A 16160-nucleotide genomic window follows, 5' to 3' on the forward strand; every position below is an offset into this window, starting at 1 on the left:
TCGTTTATTAGTTTCTCTTTTGTCCTAGTGGCATGCTGCGCCGCTTGCAAGAGGGCAAGAGCAGCTTTGTGTTAACAGAGCGATTATCGCCGTAGCTCATCGTTGCGGAAATCTTCCTCGATATCATAAAGGGTTCCGCGCCATTCCCAGTAATTGTAAACCAGCTCCCGCAGATCCTGGTCTTCGGGATAGCCTTTTGCGGATAATGCCTTGTCCATCTTACCCGATAAAAAAGCATCCTTGAGGATATGCCGGCCTGTTGATTTTACGTTATCCGTATAAAACTGGTCAAGAAACGGTTTAAAGTCGCCCAGTTCCTGAATTTGCTTCATCAGACCTTCTTCCAGCATCCACCCGTCCATTAGCACAACGCGAAAAGCGCCGCGTGTTTGGATATCGGACCAACCGTTTCTTGCCTGACAACTATCCGCCAACTCTTTCACTGATTCAAACGCTTCGACCTCTTCGCCTTTCCTCATCATAGCAGCATAGGTCTGCGCCTTATCGGCCGAAACTTGGCTGCTGATGCAATCCAGATTTTCTATGGTCAGCAAGCCTTCCGTCGGCATAGCCGTTTGAGGGCTTGCGGCCATCGCTAAAAAAATGGCGGAAAATATCATAAGGCCCTTTTAGCTTATCATTGCCATGCCGCCGTTCACGTGCAGCGTTTGTCCCGTGACATAAGACGCTTCATCACTGGCCAAATATGTAACCGCTGCACCAATATCGCCTCCGGCGCCCATTTTTCCGGCAGGGATTTTGCGATTTATCTCATCCTTTTGCGCATCGGTCAGTGCATCCGTCATCGGAGATGCGATAAAGCCGGGCGAAACACAGTTGACGGTAATACCGCGTGAGGCCAATTCCTGTGCCAACGCTTTGGACATGCCGACCAGCCCGGCTTTTGAGGCGACATAGTTGACTTGCCCGGGATTACCGGTTGCGCCCACTACCGAAGTAATCGAGATGATCCGGCCATGGCGTGCTTTCATCATTGGCCGTGCTGCGGCGCGGGCCAGGCGGAATGCGGATTCCAGATTTATGTTCAGCACGTCGGACCAATCTTCATCCGACATGCGCATCACCAGCCCGTCGCGTGTAATACCTGCGTTATTGATCAGAATGTCCAGCTTGCCGAGCTTTTCGATAACGCGGGGAACCAGTTCATTCACTTCTTCCGCATTAGACAGGTCGCATGGCAGAACCACATGGCCTTCGCCCTTCAATTCCGGAACGACGTCCATTAGCGCCAGCTTGCGTGTGCCAGACAATGCAATCGTCGCACCGCGGTCTGCCAGTGATTTGGCAATGGCCGACCCTATGCCGCCGGATGCGCCGGTTACCAGCGCGGTCATTCCTGTGAGATCAAACATCTTCGTTCCTATCCAATTATCGGAATATTATTCAAACCGAAGCCAGAAAGGCTTCGATATCATCCATGGCTATCAAGCTTGTGGTTTCGACGTCTTTATTTATCCGCTTCACCATGCCGCCCAGTACTTTGCCGCCAAATTCGACAAATTGCTCTACGCCAGCATCTGCAAGATGGACGACAGATTCCCGCCAGCGAACGGTTCCTGTTACCTGCTGCACCAGCAATTGGCGGATTTCATCCACATCGCTTACGGCGGCAGCGGTCACATTCGCAAAAACCGGAACTGCCGGCGGCATTATGCTCGCCTCGGCCAGTGCCTCTTCCATGGCTTCCGCAGCCGGTTGCATCAGAGAACAATGAAATGGCGCCGATACCGGCAACAAAATCCCGCGCTTAATCTCATGGTCTTTGGCCAGCGCAATTGCTCTTTCTATAGCCGTCATATGGCCAGAAATCACAACCTGAGTCGGATCATTGTCATTTGCTACAGTACAAACCTCGCCTTCGGATGCTGCTTTGGCCAGGCTAGACGCTTTTTTCAGATCAGCACCAAGCAAAGCGGCCATGCCGCCCTCGCCCACTGGAACGGCCTTTTGCATCGATTGCCCACGCAGTTTCAACAATTCTGCCGTGGTGGTCAGGTTCAAAGCGCCGGCAGCACAAAGCGCGGTATATTCGCCCAGGCTATGACCGGCGACGTAGGAGCAAATATCCTCTAGCGATTTGCCGCCTTCTTTTTCCATGACTCGCAAAGTTGCAATGGCATTGGCCATGATCGCGGGCTGCGCATTTTCGGTCAGGGTCAGTTCGTCTTCCGGGCCTTCGCACATCAGCTGAAACAAATTTTGCTCCAGCGCATGATCGACTTCCTGAAAAACTTCGCGCGCCGTGCTGCTGGCTTCGGCAAGAGCCTTTCCCATACCAACAGCCTGGCTGCCCTGTCCCGGAAAAATGAATGCCTTCATGTTCGCCCCTCATCACTTTTGTTAATGTGCTTTAGCCGCAGGTAAGAGGGAATGGCTTTGCATGCAAGGTTCACGACGCAAATCGCTAGCACTATTGCGATTGCCAAGTTTTAATTGAGCAATTAGATCGATGCAAATGGAGAGTCCTGAATTCGAGCAAAATCTGGCTGATTTTTGCGCCAAAACGTTCCGCCATAATGGAAGGCTTGGCGACGTTCGGCGACTGTCCGGCGGTGCCAGCATGGAAAGCTGGTCCTTCACCTTTGACGATGAGGCATTTGTTCTGCGGCGGTTGCCTAGGGGCATTGCTCGCGACGAAGAAGGTATGCGCGGGGTTTCACTCGCGACCCAGGCGGATGTGATTGATCTGGCGGTGCAATCGGGAGTGACAGCCCCTGTTGTCCGCGCGCGATTGCGACCCGAAGATGGTCTTGGCGAAGGCTTCATCATGGACAAGGTTGAAGGCGAAACGCTTCCCCATAAAATTCTTGGCAAGCCAGAATTTGCCGAAGCCGAGAGCAAGTTAACCGATCAATGCGCGGCCGAGCTTTGGAACATTCACAATATCAATCCTGCAAGCCTTGTCGACACGCTCGACTATTTATCGCCAGCCCAGCTGATCGATCAGCAGAGAGAACGCTATGACGAAATAGGCGCCGCCATTCCGCTGTTTGAATATGCCTTTCATTGGCTCAAAACCAACGCGCCGGAAAGCGACGTAAAAAAGGTCGTCCATGGCGATTTTCGCATGGGCAATTTGATGATCACGCCAGCGGGGTTGTCGGCGGTGCTGGACTGGGAACTGACCCGTTTGGGCGATCCGGTGCAGGATCTGGCCTATCTGTGCACACCAAGCTGGCGGTTTGGCCATTATGAAAAAGTCGCTGGCGGATTTGATACCGCGGAAGCATTTTTTGCCGCCTATGCCAAATATAGCGGCGAAACTGTCGATCCGGAACGCTTCCGCTATTGGCTGATTTACTCGACCCTGTGGTGGGGGGTGAGTTGCTTGCTGATGGGCGAAATATGGCGCAGCCATGGTGACCGGTCGCTCGAACGCACCGTTATCGGCCGCCGCGTCTCGGAAGTGGAAGTCGATCTGGCGTTGCTCTTTGAAGAAATTTTGCCGGCAGAATTGTGCACGAAGCTGGATTGGCAGCCACCCGAACAGCCCGCGTCACGCGGAGAAATTGGCTATGATGAATTGCTGACGGCAATCGGCGAATGGAATAGCGAAACGGTGCAACCCGGCCTTAGAGGACATGACCGGTTCCAGTCCCGTGTGGCGGGCAATGCGCTAGGCATCGCGCAGCGGCAGGCGCTCTACGGGCCCGCCTTTCAGGCAGCCTCTGACGAACGCCTTAAGGCTATTGGATTTGACCATGGACAGCTTTGCGCTGCCCTTTCAGAAGGGCGAGTAAGTCCCGAGCATCCCGGCCTTTGGGATCATTTCCGGCTTTCTGCGCTGGAACGCCTGACGATCGACCAACCCAAATATGCCGGCTTAGCGGTGGCACTCGACAAATGGAGACGATGATATGAGCTTTGATATTCCGCAAGAAATAGAAGATTACCTCACCGTTCTCGATGATTTTATCGAAGCCGAAATCAAACCGATTGAGCGGCGCGATGATAATATCCGCTTTTTCGACCATCGCCGCGAGGACAGCCGGACCGATTGGGACAATCAGGGTCTGCCGACCAAGGAATGGGAGGATCTGCTCGACGAGATGCGCCGCACCGCTGATGCTGCGGGCCATTTTCGTTATGCTCTGCCCAAGGAATTTGGCGGACAGGATGGCTCCAATCTCGGCATGGCGCGGATCCGCGAGCATCTCGCGCACAAAGGCCTTGGTCTCCATAATGACTTGCAGAATGAAAATTCCATCGTCGGCAATCTGGTCCAGCCCTTGATGGTCCGGGATTTCGGAACGGACAAGCAGAAGCAGGAATGCATACCCGCCATGCTCGCGGGCGAGATGAAATGGTGCTTTGGCCTGACCGAAGAAGATCATGGCTCCGATGCGACCTGGATGGACACGACAGCTGTCGCCGAGCAGCGCGATGGCGTCGATGGCTGGCTGATCAACGGCAACAAAATGTGGACCACCGGCCTGCATGTCGCGAGCCATGTGATGACCTTCGCCCGCCACCGCGGCAAAGACGGGGATGCGCAGGGCATAGGCTGTTTCATTGTTCCGACAGACGCCGAAGGCTTTGAAATCGGCGAATATATGTGGACATTCAACATGCCCACCGACCACCCGAAATGCAGCTTTACCAATGTCTGGATTCCGGCGGACCAGATATTGGGCGACCTCGACATGGGCCTCGCCGCCGCGCAGCATTTCGTCCACGAAAACCGCATCCGTCAGGCCGCATCATCCCTCGGCGCCGCGCAATATTGCATCGATGAATCGGTGAAATATGCCGGAGAGCGCAAACCGTTCGGCAAGCCCCTGTCGGTCAATCAGGCGATCCAGTTTCCGCTGGTCGAACTCCATACGGAAGCCGCCATGTTGCGCCAGCTAATCTACAAAACTGCCGACCAGATGGACGGCATGGCCAAGGTCGATGTCGCGAAATATCTCTCGGCGCAGGTGTCCATGTGTAACTACCGCGCCAACCGCCTATGCTGCGACGCCGCCGACCGCGCGATGCAGGTCCATGGCGGCATGGGCTATTCTCGCCACAAGCCGTTTGAACATATCTACCGCCATCACCGCCGCTATCGGATCACCGAAGGATCGGAAGAGATCCAGATGCGGAAAATTGGCGGGCATATGTTTAAGTTTATCAAGTGAGGTAGGGGGCCTGCTTTGGAGGCAAAAGCGGATATGAAATTACGTCCCGTATCGGGAAATATTAACCCACAGTGCTAAATTATCTTTAGGTTTTAATAACATATTCTGTTAACGAGTTATTAGGGTCGCGCCATGCGAAGACGGATGGGTATGCCATATTGCTTCGTATAATATACCTAACAGGGGTACCAAATGAATAAACTGACTTTTGCTCTAACAGCTGCAGCGATGACATTCGCCGCGGCGCCAGGCCACGCCGCCGTCACATTTGATGAATCCGTAAGCGGGGACGTTGATACTTTCACAGCAGCTGTCGACGCCTTGGGCCAGCCAACAAGAACTTTTATCCCCCTGATGGCGGGAACGAATACATTTGCTGGCAGCTTGAACTCTCCCCGAGATCCTGCCGATTTTATCCCATTTGAGATTTTGGCTGGTCAAACACTGACGGGCTTGAACGTATCGATAATGAATTCGTTGATTAACGACGGTACGCAAATCTTCTTTAGCAGCACATCTTTCTCCTCCGGTGATTTTTTCATTGACGTACCGCTGGCCAATTTTTCATCGGCGCTCCCCGATTTGGGGCCAGGAACATATGGTTTGCAACTTGGCAACGGAGTGGTCGTGCTTGACTATATGGTCGAACTCGAAGTGGCCGGGGCCGCTGTCGCCGCCGTTCCGGAACCAGCGACATGGGCGTTCATGATCTTTGGTTTCGGCGCCATTGGTGGAGCGATGCGGCGTCAAAAGAATATGGCGCGCAAAGCGAATGTAAAAGTCAGCTACGCTTAAGCCAAAAATAAGTTTACCCCAAAGCCCTGTCAGAGCAATCTGGCGGGGCTTTTTGTTTGTGCTGATTCTGCTTTGGGCGGATGGTTTCAACTGATCGCTGCAACACAAGCACCGAACCGCTGAGCTTCGTCACGCTGGTTTATGCTGCCTTGAAGAGTTCCTTTGCCAAGGGAAGTCTGGCTTCGTATATTTAATCCATGCCATTACCATCTTCGATTCAATATATTCTCGTGTCCCTTACTGGCGCGGCCGTGTTTTGCTTGAGCTCGGTTGGTGCATCGGCTCAATCTGCAGCGAAGAGCAATCCAGATTTGATTTCTGTCGAACACATCAAGGCCGATTTGGAATATCTCTACACAAATCTCGCCGACGCTCATTATGATCTCTATGCGTACCGGAGCGAAGCGGACTATGATGCATATTACCATGGATTGTTACATCGGATAGATCGACCCTTGGATCGAGCAAGTACGGCTGCGATGTTTCAAAAGTTTGCTGCTTTTGGACGTATTGGACATGCAAGTAGCGACAGTCCGGCTCAAGAATTTGTCGCTCATCTCCAACGGGGTGGTCGTTTTGTTCCTCTTTTCGCGCGCGTAGAACCTGACGGTCGCGTCTTGTTGACCCGAACGGCTGACGCAGATGGACAGGCATTGGCGGGGAGCGAACTAGTTACGATCGACGACGAACCTGTAGCCCGACGACTGAAACGTCTTGGCGACATCGTTTCGGCAGAGCAGGCATATATGGCCTCGGCCCGCATGGAGCAGCTATTGCCAGCTTTGCTATGGCTTGATCGAAAAACCGACGACGCCCTGCAGATTACCCTGCGGGTAGACGGTGAATTGAATGAGTTATCAATACCGGCGGTGACGATGTCCGAGTTTGGTGCAATCGGTAAAGCGCACCCAACAGCCACCCTTGAAGCTGACTTTGGTAAGCTAGATGCTCAGATAATGCCAAATGGAGTTGCCTATCTTCGTCCGGGGCCATTTGGAAACCAGAAACTGACGGAGTTCGTTGATCTCATAGATGATTCCTTTATCAAATTCATCGACGCCGGCGCGACGGACCTTATTCTAGACCTCCGGAACAATCCCGGCGGTGATAATAGTTTTAGCGACCCTTTGATATCTTGGTTCGCTGACAAACCTTTCCGTTTCGCATCCAGTTTCATGCTAAAGGCGAGCGCACCGACCAAAGCTCATTATGATCGCTTAACTGCTAAAGGCATGCCTCAGGATTCTACCTTGTCTCGGTTGATCGCAGCAGAACGCGATCAACCGAATGGAAAACGCTATCCGTTCGAGATAGCTTTGAACTCGCCGCGTGAAGGACAACGCTTTACTGGACGTATCTGGGTGCTGGTAAATCGTCATAGCTATTCCAACGCAGCATCGGTAGCTGCGACAATTCAAGATTATGGTTTCGGAACAGTGATGGGTGAGGAAACAGCTGATTTGCCAACGAGCTTTGCCTCCATCGTTCATTTCACGCTGCCTCATAGCGGTTTCAAGATAGCCTATCCAAAAAGCTATTTTGTAAGACCAAATGGTGATCAAAGAGTACGCGGCGTAGTTCCAGACATATTATTATCACGTCAGCCGATCGGTTTCACGGAAGACATCATGCTTGAAAACGCACTCATACGGATAGAAGCAGCTCACCCCTGAGGCTTAGCAATTCGCTAACGCACAGGGGGCTTATCTTGGTCAGTGTTTTGAGGAGGTTTCTAAAGTCCGCCTTCGGGATATAGCAATCCCTCTGGCACAAGGTTGCTCTCTTCCCCCTTTCCTACATTGTACCAGATAGGTTATCTTCTCTGTTCCCCCTATAGAACAAGGACGATATAGATGACCGAACTCCCCCTCACGATAGCTTCACCGATATCCCTTCCGCTGATGATCTGGCGCAGCCCAGGGAGCGCCATGATGGCTGGTCGCCGGACCGGCAGGTGGTGTTTCTCGAAGCCTTGGCAAGAACCGGTAATGTCAAAGCCGCCGCCGCCTATACCGGATTGTCGCGCGAGAGCGCGTACAAGCTCAGGCGGCGCCCCGATGGCCGGGCCTTTGCCCGGGCGTGGGATGCGGCGCTTATCCATGCGCGCGATATCTATCAGGATGCGCTTCTCGACAAGGGGCTGAATGGCTGGAACGAGGCGGTATGGCATCAGGGCGAGGAAGTGGGCATGCGCACCCGCTGGAGCGCGCCCTTGTTTCTGGCTGCCATGGCGCGGCTCGACAAGATGGCGGATGGTATTGATCTGGCGGGCAAGCCGGCACGGGTGGCAGCGGAGCATTTTGATGATTTGCTCGACGGCATTGGCAAGGGTGAGGATTGTGCAGCGCTGGTGGACAAGATAGAGGCGTCTGGCCGGATGGCAAGCGCCCCGAGCGATGCGCGGTCCAACAGCGATTTGCTGGCGGCGATCACTCTCCATAGCGAACGCGAGACGATTCAGGCGATGGCGCCGGAGGATATTGATGTGTCGGACCTGGATGTCGCAGATTGTGAGGACTGGGATGATCTCCAATGGGAACGCGCCGAGCGCAGCGGGTATTTGGAGCGCAGCGGCTTTTATGAGCAGGAGGAAGGCGAGGATGCCGAGAAACAAGAGCCTGTGAGAATTGTGTGAACTTTGAAGCGTGACATGGAGAAATGATGGTGTGAGAATTGTGTGAACTTTGGGAAGGGAAGATAGTCGGGCAAAGCTAGCGGTTGGTGCTCCGCACTTGATGCGGAGCCTAGGATGGCTGCCACGCCCGTCTACCCTGGGCTCCGGGTCTGCGCCCGGAGCACGGTTGGGTGAAAGGCCGGGAGAAACCCATGTGATCTGTGTGAACTTTGAGGGTGCGCCTTTTGCCATCGTCATTCCAGCGCAAGCTGGAATCTCCATGCAGCAGAGCGGCAGGTCTCGAGGAGATCCCAGCTTGCGCTGGGATGACGGGGGGTGATGGGGGTGTGAATGGTGTGAACTTTGGAAAGTGTTTTTATTGGGCGTTGGGCACCCGGCGCGCGGGAGTCTTTGTTTAACCTCAGGCGCCGGGCGGGCCCATCCGGGCCCTTGGCTACGCGCCAATAAGGCGCGGCGGACGTCATTTGATTTTTGGCGCCCTTGCCTCGCTGCGCTCGGTTATATGGTCTCAAACGAAGCGTTTAGTGTCGCGCTGATCCGACGCGAAGCGGAGGCAAGCGCGACTGCGCGCCCGAGCTTATGCGAGGAAAGCCAAGCGGGCGGATGCCCGCGCCCGGCGCCTGAGGGAATAAACAAAGACTCTCCTCTCCTAACCACAACACTTGCATTCCTCTCGCAAATCCGCCATGAGCGCCGCTTCCACGTCATTCGACTGTTCGAATCGCTTGGAAAACCAAAGAAAGCCGGAGGGGCGTGTCTGCATGGTGCGGCGTCAGCGATCGGTAATATGAAGGAAATACTGCATGCCGCATTATGAGCATGTCTTCCTCGCGCGTCAGGATTTGAGCCAGTCTCAAGTCGATGCACTCGCTCAGGAAGCTACAAAAATTGTTGAAGCCAATGAAGGCAAAGTCGTTTTGACGGAAACCTGGGGCCTGCGCACGCTGGCTTACAAGGTTCAGAAAAACCGCAAAGCGCATTACGTTATGCTGCGTCTTGACGCACCGACCAACGTGATTGCCGAGTTGGAACGTCAGACCCGTATCAACGAAGATGTGATCCGTTTTCTGACCATCCGCGTAGACGAGCACGAAGAAGGCCCGTCCGTCATGATGCGTAAGCCTGATCGTGACACACGCCGTGGTGGCGGTGATCGCCCGCGTCGCGATAGTTAAGCTAGAAAAGGAGTAATAATCATGGGACGTCCATTTTTCCGTCGCCGCAAAAGCTGCCCCTTTTCCGGCAAGAACGCACAACCCATCGACTATAAAGATGTGAAGATGCTGCAGGGATATATTTCCGAGCGCGGCAAGATCGTACCTAGTCGTATCACCGCAGTTTCTGCCAAGAAGCAGCGCGAATTGTCCAAGGCAATTAAACGCGCACGCCATCTCGGCCTGCTGCCTTATCTCGTGAAATAGGAGCAAGAGACATGGATATTATTTTGCTCGAACGAGTCGAAAAACTGGGCGGCATTGGCGATGTCGTAACCGTGAAAAACGGTTATGCGCGCAACTATCTGCTACCCAACAAGAAAGCCCTGCGCGCCAACGAAGCGAACAAGAAGGTTTTCGAAGCCAATCGTGCGCAGATCGAGGCAGACAATGAAGCGAAACGCAAGGAAGCTGAAAAAGCGTCCGGCAATGTAGATGGCAAACAGATCGTATTGATCCGTGCCTCTTCCGCCAGCGGTCAGCTTTATGGTTCGGTTTCGGTTCGCGACATCGTGGAAACATTGGCTGCCGAAGGTGCCACGGTTGAGAAAAGCATGGTGATCCTCGAAAAACCGATCAAGACGCTTGGTGTTTTCGACGTGCGCATCCGTTTGCACCCAGAAGTTTCTGTCACCGTTCAGGTCAATGTGGCCCGTTCTGATGACGAAGCAGAGCTTCAGAAAGACGGCATCGACGTGATCGCCCAGATGTTCGAAGAAGAGCAGGCGGAACTGGCTGCTGCTGCTTTGGCACCGGAAAGCGAAGATGACGGCGAAGAAGCCGAAGCAACGGACACGGAAGAAGCTTCAGAGGAAGCAACTTCCGGGGAAGCGGCTGAAGAAACAGAAGAAAGCGCTGAAGGCAAAGCATAAGTTTTGTCAGCAAGTGATTGAAAAGCCCGAAGCTGGTGCGTTACAGAGTAACAATCCGCCTTCGGGCTTTTTCATAGGATTGAGGGCATATTGACCAATAGCTGGCAAAATCAGTTTTCTCAGGATGCTCGGCTCCTGCCGCATCTGGTGGATCTGCCCAAGGATCAGGTGCTGTTGTCGCATCTAACCGAAGACGATTATCGCAAGGCCAGCTTTCTCGACCAGCGCATCATTACTCCGCAATTGCGGCGACAATTGGTTCCGTGGTCGGAGTTGTCGAAAGTCCAATTGCCCCAGAGTCCTACACCGCAGTATATTTTCCACATCGGCCATGTCGGATCGACATTGCTTTCGCGGCTACTTGGGGAGATTGACACAGTGCTCGCGCTCCGTGAGCCGCAACTTCTGCGGACCCTGTGCGAAATCTCCCAGATACGGGCTGAGCCGGACAGCCCCTGGTCGCCAGAAGACTATGAGCGGCGCTTTTCGGAATCGGTGCGTTGGTTGTCACGCCCTTTTTACCCTCAACAACCGGTCATGATCAAAGCCAGCAGCTTCGTGAGTGAATTGGCTCCTGAACTATTGGCTGACGAGATCGAAGCTTTATTCCTGTACGCCCCGCTCGACCGCTATATTCCGACGATATTGGCTGGCGAAGCATCCGTGCAGGAAACCCATATGATGGCGGGTGCACGATTGAAGCGGCTGACCCGTCACCTCGGCAAAGCCCCTGCCCAGCTTTGGGAATTAACGCTGGCCCAGCGCGTCGCAATGAGCTGGATGTGCGAGTTGGTGACGTTATTCGTGGCACAGAAGGCGAGCCATTCCGCCAATATAATGTGGATGGATTTTGAGGCATTTCTCGATGCCCCACAAGATCAACTGATCAAAGCAGCATCGCACTTCAATCTTGAACTGGCTGAGCAAAAAGCGGCCGAACTGGTATCAGGTCCGATCATGTCTTCCTATTCCAAAGCGCCGGAACATGACTATAGTCCGGATCTGCGTCAGGAACTGCTGAGGGAAGCGAATGAAAACCACGCTACAGATATTCGCGGCGCTATTTCGTGGGTTGAAGGTATAGCCGCAAAATTCCCTCTGGTTGCGGAAGCGGTGCAGTGGATTGAAACGAGAGAATAATGTTCAAACAGCTAAGATTATTGGACCAAAGCCAGGTCAATGAGATCAAGAAGATCGCCAACAGCGGTCAGTTTGTGGATGGCAAGATCAGCAACCCCCATTCAAAAGTGAAGAATAATCTGCAGCTGCATGATCTGGAGGCCTATAACAAGACATCGAAAATTCTTCATGATGCCTTGATGTCCAATCCCGAATTTACCGACTTTGCCTTTCCTGAGAAGGTCGCTCCGCCGTTGATCACGCGCTATCAGCCAGGCATGCACTATGGGCTGCACGCGGACAGTGCAGTCATTCCGCTCCCGGATGGTCCGATCAGGTCCGATCTGAGCTGCACCATATTTTTGAACGGCCCGGATGACTATAAAGGCGGCGCCTTGCATGTGACGCAAGGAGAAGCGGGCATGCGATTTAAGGGTTTACCGGGAACCGCGATTACCTATCCTTCGCACACGCTGCACGAAGTTGAAGCAATTTCAGAGGGCGAGCGTATGGTTGCGATCACCTTCATTCAAAGCAAGGTACGCGACGTTATGAAGCGCAACTTGCTTTATGAATTAAACGAAGTTGCCGCGCTCGAAGGCCTGAACATGAAGCACGAAAATTACACCCGCATGCAGGCCTTGCAATATAATCTCATGCGCATGTGGATGGACTAGTCCAGCTAGTAACCCATCAGGCTCATGACTTCCTTGCGGCTGCGTGCATCGTCGAGGAAGCAACCTAATAGACGGCTCGTCGTCATGCCAACACCAGGCGTCCGTACCCCCCGGGCGGTCATGCAGCTGTGACTGGCTTCGACCACTACGGCAACGCCATGCGGCTTTAGGTTATCCCAAATACACTCTGCAACCTCTGCTGTCAGGCGCTCCTGCACTTGCAATCGTCTTGCAAAACCGTGCAATACGCGCGCCAGCTTGGAGATACCGACAACACGATCAGTCGGCATATAGGCGATGCTCGCCTTGCCGATTATCGGCGCCATATGGTGCTCGCAATGGGAATGGAATGGGATGTCTTTCAGCAACACCAGTTCATCATAACCGCCGACTTCTTCGAACGTTCGCGCTAAGTGGATAGCCGGATTTTCCTGATAACCCTCGCAATATTCCTTCCACGCACGCGCAACCCGTTTGGGTGTATCGAGCAAACCTTCACGGTCGGGATCTTCACCAGACCAGCGTAGCAATGTTTTGACCGCTTCTTGCACGTCCTCCGGCACAGGAAGTTTTGCCGCTTCACGGGCAGCAAGAGCATCTTCGAAAGAGTCGGAGTAATCAGCCAACGGGCAATCCTTCATATATAAGATGGATACAATGCCGATAACCTACGCTTCACCATATGGCAGCGCAAGTGCACCTAAGACCGTATCACAAATAATGTGGGGAAGTGGCGCGCCCAGGAAGATTCGAACTCCCGACCCCTTGATTCGTAGTCAAGTACTCTATCCAGCTGAGCTATGGGCGCGCATTGAAGGCAGTCAGATAGGGGGAGTTGTCCCCGCTGGCAAGCCATTTTATATGTTTTTCTATCCCTTTTTCGCCAATGCCGCCTGTGCGGCTGCCAGTCGGGCGATCGGCACGCGATAGGGAGACGCGCTGACATAATCCAGCCCGGTTTTCTCACAAAAAGCGATGGACGCAGGATCACCACCATGTTCACCGCAAATTCCGAGTTTGATATCAGGTCGTGTTGCCCTGCCCCGTTCTGCCGCCAGTTCGATCAATTGCCCGACGCCTTCAATGTCCAGGCTGACGAACGGATCGCGCGGGAAAATGCCCTTGTCGACATATTGGGTCAGGAAACGCCCGGCATCGTCACGCGATACACCCAGCGTAGTCTGGGTTAAGTCATTGGTTCCAAAGCTAAAAAACTCACCATGCTCGGCAATTTTTCCGGCCATCAAAGCGGCGCGCGGAAGCTCGATCATGGTGCCGACCAGATATTCGATGCGGCGGCCTTTTTCAGCGAAAACCTCTTCCGCCATCCGGTCGACGGCATCTTTCATCAGCTCCAGTTCGCGGGCGGTGGCCACCAGTGGTATCATGACCTCGGGAATAGGCGCTTCGCCGCTGGCTTCAGCGATTTCACAAGCCGCTTCAAAGATCGCACGCGCCTGCATTTCATAGATTTCCGGATATGTGACGCCAAGCCGGCAACCGCGATGGCCGAGCATCGGGTTAAATTCGTGCAGTTCATTGGCACGCTGTTTCAGCGTTTCCACACCGACATCTGCCGCCGCTGCCACTTCTTCAAATTCCGACTGATGATGCGGCAAAAATTCGTGCAATGGCGGATCGAGCAAGCGGATCGTCACCGGCAGTCCGACCATGACTTCGAATATCTGGCGAAAATCCTCGCGTTGTTCGGGGAGCAACTTCGCCAGCGCTTCCCGCCTGCCCGCTTCATTGGCGGCCAAAATCATCTGACGAACGGCCGTAATCCGGGAGGTTTCAAAGAACATATGCTCGGTCCGGCACAGGCCGATGCCCTCCGCGCCGAAATCGCGAGCAACCTTACAATCCTGCGGCGTTTCGGCATTGGTGCGCACACCCAGACGGCGAACTTTGTCGGCCCATTCCATCAGCACGCCAAAATCGCCAACCAGTTCCGGCTGGATCGTCTTCACGCGCCCTGCCATGACTTGACCATTGCTGCCGTCGATCGTCAATATGTCGCCTTCTTTCAGCTCACGATCCCCGATTTTCAGCAGTTTTGTCTCGTTATTGATGCTCAGGCCACCGGCGCCCGACACACAAGGCCGCCCCATGCCACGCGCCACAACAGCGGCATGTGACGTCATACCGCCACGCGCCGTCAAAATGCCTTTGGCCGCGTGCATGCCGTGAATATCTTCGGGCGAGGTCTCTACCCGCACCAAAATCACATCATCACCCATTTCCGTGCGGCGTTCCGCGGTATCGGAATCGAATACGATAATCCCGCAAGCCGCACCCGGTGAGGCCGGCAAACCGGTGGTCAGCACGTCGCGCTTGGCATCGGGATCCAGCGTCGGATGGAGCAATTGGTCCAATGCCATCGGATCAACCCGCGCAACCGCTTCTTCCTCGGTAATCAAACCGTCATTGGCCATATCAACGGCGATTTTCAGCGCTGCCTTGGCGGTCCGCTTGCCCGAGCGGGTTTGCAGCATCCACAATTTGCCGCGTTCCACGGTAAATTCGATATCCTGCATATCGCGATAATGGCGTTCCAGCAGATCGAACACGTTGGTCAGCTCACCATAGGTTTCCGGCATCGCCTCTTCCATGGAAAGCGGCTTCGCATTGGCTTCCTCGCGCGCGGCTTTGGACAAATATTGCGGCGTACGGATGCCTGCAACAACGTCCTCGCCCTGCGCGTTGATCAGCCATTCGCCATAATAGGCGCTGTCGCCAGTGGAAGGGTTGCGGGTAAAGGCCACACCAGTGGCCGATGTCTCGCCCATATTGCCGAACACCATCGCCTGCACGTTGACAGCCGTGCCCCATTCGGCGGGGATATCATTGAGCCGGCGATAGACCTTGGCTCGTTCTGCCTGCCAGCTACCGAAAACAGCGCTGACCGCGCCCCAAAGCTGGTCATTCACATCCTGCGGGAAAGGCTTGCCCCATTGCTCTTCGACAAGACCCTTATATTCGGCGACCAGCGCCTTCCAATGCTGAGACTCCATCTCAGTATCCGTGAAGAAGCCATTATCTTCTTTCGCTATTTCCAGCGCTTCCTCGAATGAATCATGATCCAGTTGCAGCACGACATCGGAGTACATCTGGATGAACCGGCGATAGCTGTCCCAGGCGAAACGCTCGTCACCAGAGGTTTTCGCGAGCCCTTCCACCGTTTCATCGTTCAGGCCGAGATTGAGAACCGTGTCCATCATACCGGGCATGGACGCACGCGCGCCGGAACGGACGGAAACCAGCAGCGGATCGGCGGCATCGCCAAATGTCTTGCCAGTAATCGCTTCGATATGCGCAACGCCCTGCGCCACTTCGCCGTTCAGACTGTCGGGATAAACACCACCTTCGTTCATGAAGCGCGTGCACATTTCGGTCGAAATGGTGAAACCGGGAGGAACCGGCAGGCCAATATTGGCCATTTCCGCGAGATTGGCGCCTTTGCCGCCCAGCAGGTTGCGGGCTTCGGTGCTGTCGGTTGGCGCACCATCTGCCTGCTTTTCAAATTCTTGGCCACCACCGAAACGATATACATATTGAGTCATATTATCTCCCTCTCCCCTTCAGGGGAGAGGGCCGGGGAGAGGGGCGGTCTACCCCGGCCAATTCTGTTGGTTTCCAAGGAGAGACTTCCCCTCTCCCAACCCTCTCCCCTGAAGGGGAGAGGGCTATTTTGTTTATCTCTT

General features: G+C 54.1%; 15 protein-coding genes and 1 tRNA gene. 10 read left to right on the forward strand and 6 right to left on the reverse strand.

The window, feature by feature from the left end:
* Positions 1-83: 83 nt before the first annotated feature.
* From J4G78_RS01930 to fabD, 3 genes are read right to left on the reverse strand one after another with little or no spacing between them, the layout of a single operon-like run.
* Complete coding sequence (locus tag J4G78_RS01930; RefSeq protein ID WP_207988208.1) at positions 84-620, reverse strand: hypothetical protein; 537 nt, start codon at positions 618-620, stop codon at positions 84-86.
* 9 nt (positions 621-629) lie between these two features.
* Complete coding sequence (gene fabG, locus J4G78_RS01935; protein WP_207988209.1) at positions 630-1373, reverse strand: 3-oxoacyl-[acyl-carrier-protein] reductase; 744 nt, start codon at positions 1371-1373, stop codon at positions 630-632.
* A 31-nt stretch (positions 1374-1404) separates the two neighbouring features.
* Positions 1405-2340, reverse strand: coding sequence for an ACP S-malonyltransferase (gene fabD / locus J4G78_RS01940; protein ID WP_207988210.1), 936 nt, complete (start codon positions 2338-2340; stop codon positions 1405-1407).
* A gap of 130 nt (positions 2341-2470) precedes the next feature.
* On the opposite strand from fabD, the gene J4G78_RS01945 reads away from it, so the two are divergent.
* The 10 genes from J4G78_RS01945 (at position 2471) to J4G78_RS01990 (ending at position 12456) form a co-directional block, all read left to right on the forward strand.
* Entirely contained in the window at positions 2471-3877 is a 1407-nt protein-coding gene (locus J4G78_RS01945) for a phosphotransferase family protein (protein WP_207988211.1), read from the forward strand.
* A gap of 1 nt (position 3878) precedes the next feature.
* Positions 3879-5144: an acyl-CoA dehydrogenase family protein gene (locus J4G78_RS01950; protein ID WP_207988212.1), complete on the forward strand. Its 1266-nt coding sequence runs from the start codon at positions 3879-3881 to the stop codon at positions 5142-5144.
* Between the two features lie 192 nt (positions 5145-5336).
* Positions 5337-5939, forward strand: coding sequence for a PEPxxWA-CTERM sorting domain-containing protein (locus J4G78_RS01955; protein WP_207988213.1), 603 nt, complete (start codon positions 5337-5339; stop codon positions 5937-5939).
* A gap of 260 nt (positions 5940-6199) precedes the next feature.
* Positions 6200-7612 (forward strand): S41 family peptidase, encoded by a 1413-nt coding sequence (locus J4G78_RS01960; protein WP_207988214.1) that lies wholly within the window; start codon positions 6200-6202, stop codon positions 7610-7612.
* A 284-nt stretch (positions 7613-7896) separates the two neighbouring features.
* Positions 7897-8574 carry a hypothetical protein gene (locus J4G78_RS01965; RefSeq protein WP_207988215.1) on the forward strand — a complete coding sequence of 226 codons (678 nt, stop codon included), beginning with the start codon at positions 7897-7899 and terminating at the stop codon, positions 8572-8574.
* Between the two features lie 803 nt (positions 8575-9377).
* Complete coding sequence (gene rpsF / locus J4G78_RS01970) at positions 9378-9749, forward strand: 30S ribosomal protein S6 (protein ID WP_207988216.1); 372 nt, start codon at positions 9378-9380, stop codon at positions 9747-9749.
* A 21-nt stretch (positions 9750-9770) separates the two neighbouring features.
* Positions 9771-9995: a 30S ribosomal protein S18 gene (gene rpsR, locus J4G78_RS01975; protein WP_108810187.1), complete on the forward strand. Its 225-nt coding sequence runs from the start codon at positions 9771-9773 to the stop codon at positions 9993-9995.
* Positions 9996-10006: 11 nt separating this feature from the next.
* Positions 10007-10660: a 50S ribosomal protein L9 gene (gene rplI / locus J4G78_RS01980; protein ID WP_207988217.1), complete on the forward strand. Its 654-nt coding sequence runs from the start codon at positions 10007-10009 to the stop codon at positions 10658-10660.
* Positions 10661-10750: 90 nt separating this feature from the next.
* A complete protein-coding gene (locus tag J4G78_RS01985) occupies positions 10751-11800 on the forward strand; it encodes a hypothetical protein (RefSeq protein ID WP_207988218.1) in 1050 nt (349 codons plus the stop codon).
* Positions 11800-12456 carry a Fe2+-dependent dioxygenase gene (locus J4G78_RS01990; protein WP_207988219.1) on the forward strand — a complete coding sequence of 219 codons (657 nt, stop codon included), beginning with the start codon at positions 11800-11802 and terminating at the stop codon, positions 12454-12456. Before J4G78_RS01985 ends, J4G78_RS01990 begins: the two co-directional genes overlap by 1 nt.
* 5 nt (positions 12457-12461) lie before the next feature.
* Here J4G78_RS01990 and folE read toward each other — a convergent pair whose 3' ends face one another.
* The 3 genes from folE to ppdK all read right to left on the reverse strand — a co-directional run bounded on the left by folE (position 12462) and on the right by ppdK (position 16019).
* Positions 12462-13082 (reverse strand): GTP cyclohydrolase I FolE, encoded by a 621-nt coding sequence (gene folE, locus J4G78_RS01995; RefSeq protein ID WP_243457184.1) that lies wholly within the window; start codon positions 13080-13082, stop codon positions 12462-12464.
* Between the two features lie 105 nt (positions 13083-13187).
* A tRNA-Arg gene (locus J4G78_RS02000) sits at positions 13188-13264 on the reverse strand.
* Between the two features lie 61 nt (positions 13265-13325).
* Positions 13326-16019, reverse strand: a complete 2694-nt coding sequence (gene ppdK / locus J4G78_RS02005) for a pyruvate, phosphate dikinase (protein WP_207988221.1) — start codon at positions 16017-16019, stop codon at positions 13326-13328.
* Positions 16020-16160 lie beyond the last annotated feature (141 nt).

It is taken from the genome of Parasphingorhabdus cellanae (genome assembly GCF_017498565.1).
In the GTDB taxonomy this organism is placed as follows: domain Bacteria; phylum Pseudomonadota; class Alphaproteobacteria; order Sphingomonadales; family Sphingomonadaceae; genus Parasphingorhabdus; species Parasphingorhabdus cellanae.

Coding starts and splice junctions, on each gene's coding strand:
- J4G78_RS01930 (WP_207988208.1), bottom strand. CDS start 620: ATGATATTTTCCGCCATTTTTTTAGCGATGGCCGCAAGCCCTCAAACG.
- fabG (WP_207988209.1), bottom strand. CDS start 1,373: ATGTTTGATCTCACAGGAATGACCGCGCTGGTAACCGGCGCATCCGGC.
- fabD (WP_207988210.1), bottom strand. CDS start 2,340: ATGAAGGCATTCATTTTTCCGGGACAGGGCAGCCAGGCTGTTGGTATG.
- J4G78_RS01945 (WP_207988211.1), top strand. CDS start 2,471: ATGCAAATGGAGAGTCCTGAATTCGAGCAAAATCTGGCTGATTTTTGC.
- J4G78_RS01950 (WP_207988212.1), top strand. CDS start 3,879: ATGAGCTTTGATATTCCGCAAGAAATAGAAGATTACCTCACCGTTCTC.
- J4G78_RS01955 (WP_207988213.1), top strand. CDS start 5,337: ATGAATAAACTGACTTTTGCTCTAACAGCTGCAGCGATGACATTCGCC.
- rpsF (WP_207988216.1), top strand. CDS start 9,378: ATGCCGCATTATGAGCATGTCTTCCTCGCGCGTCAGGATTTGAGCCAG.
- rpsR (WP_108810187.1), top strand. CDS start 9,771: ATGGGACGTCCATTTTTCCGTCGCCGCAAAAGCTGCCCCTTTTCCGGC.
- rplI (WP_207988217.1), top strand. CDS start 10,007: ATGGATATTATTTTGCTCGAACGAGTCGAAAAACTGGGCGGCATTGGC.
- J4G78_RS01990 (WP_207988219.1), top strand. CDS start 11,800: ATGTTCAAACAGCTAAGATTATTGGACCAAAGCCAGGTCAATGAGATC.
- ppdK (WP_207988221.1), bottom strand. CDS start 16,019: ATGACTCAATATGTATATCGTTTCGGTGGTGGCCAAGAATTTGAAAAG.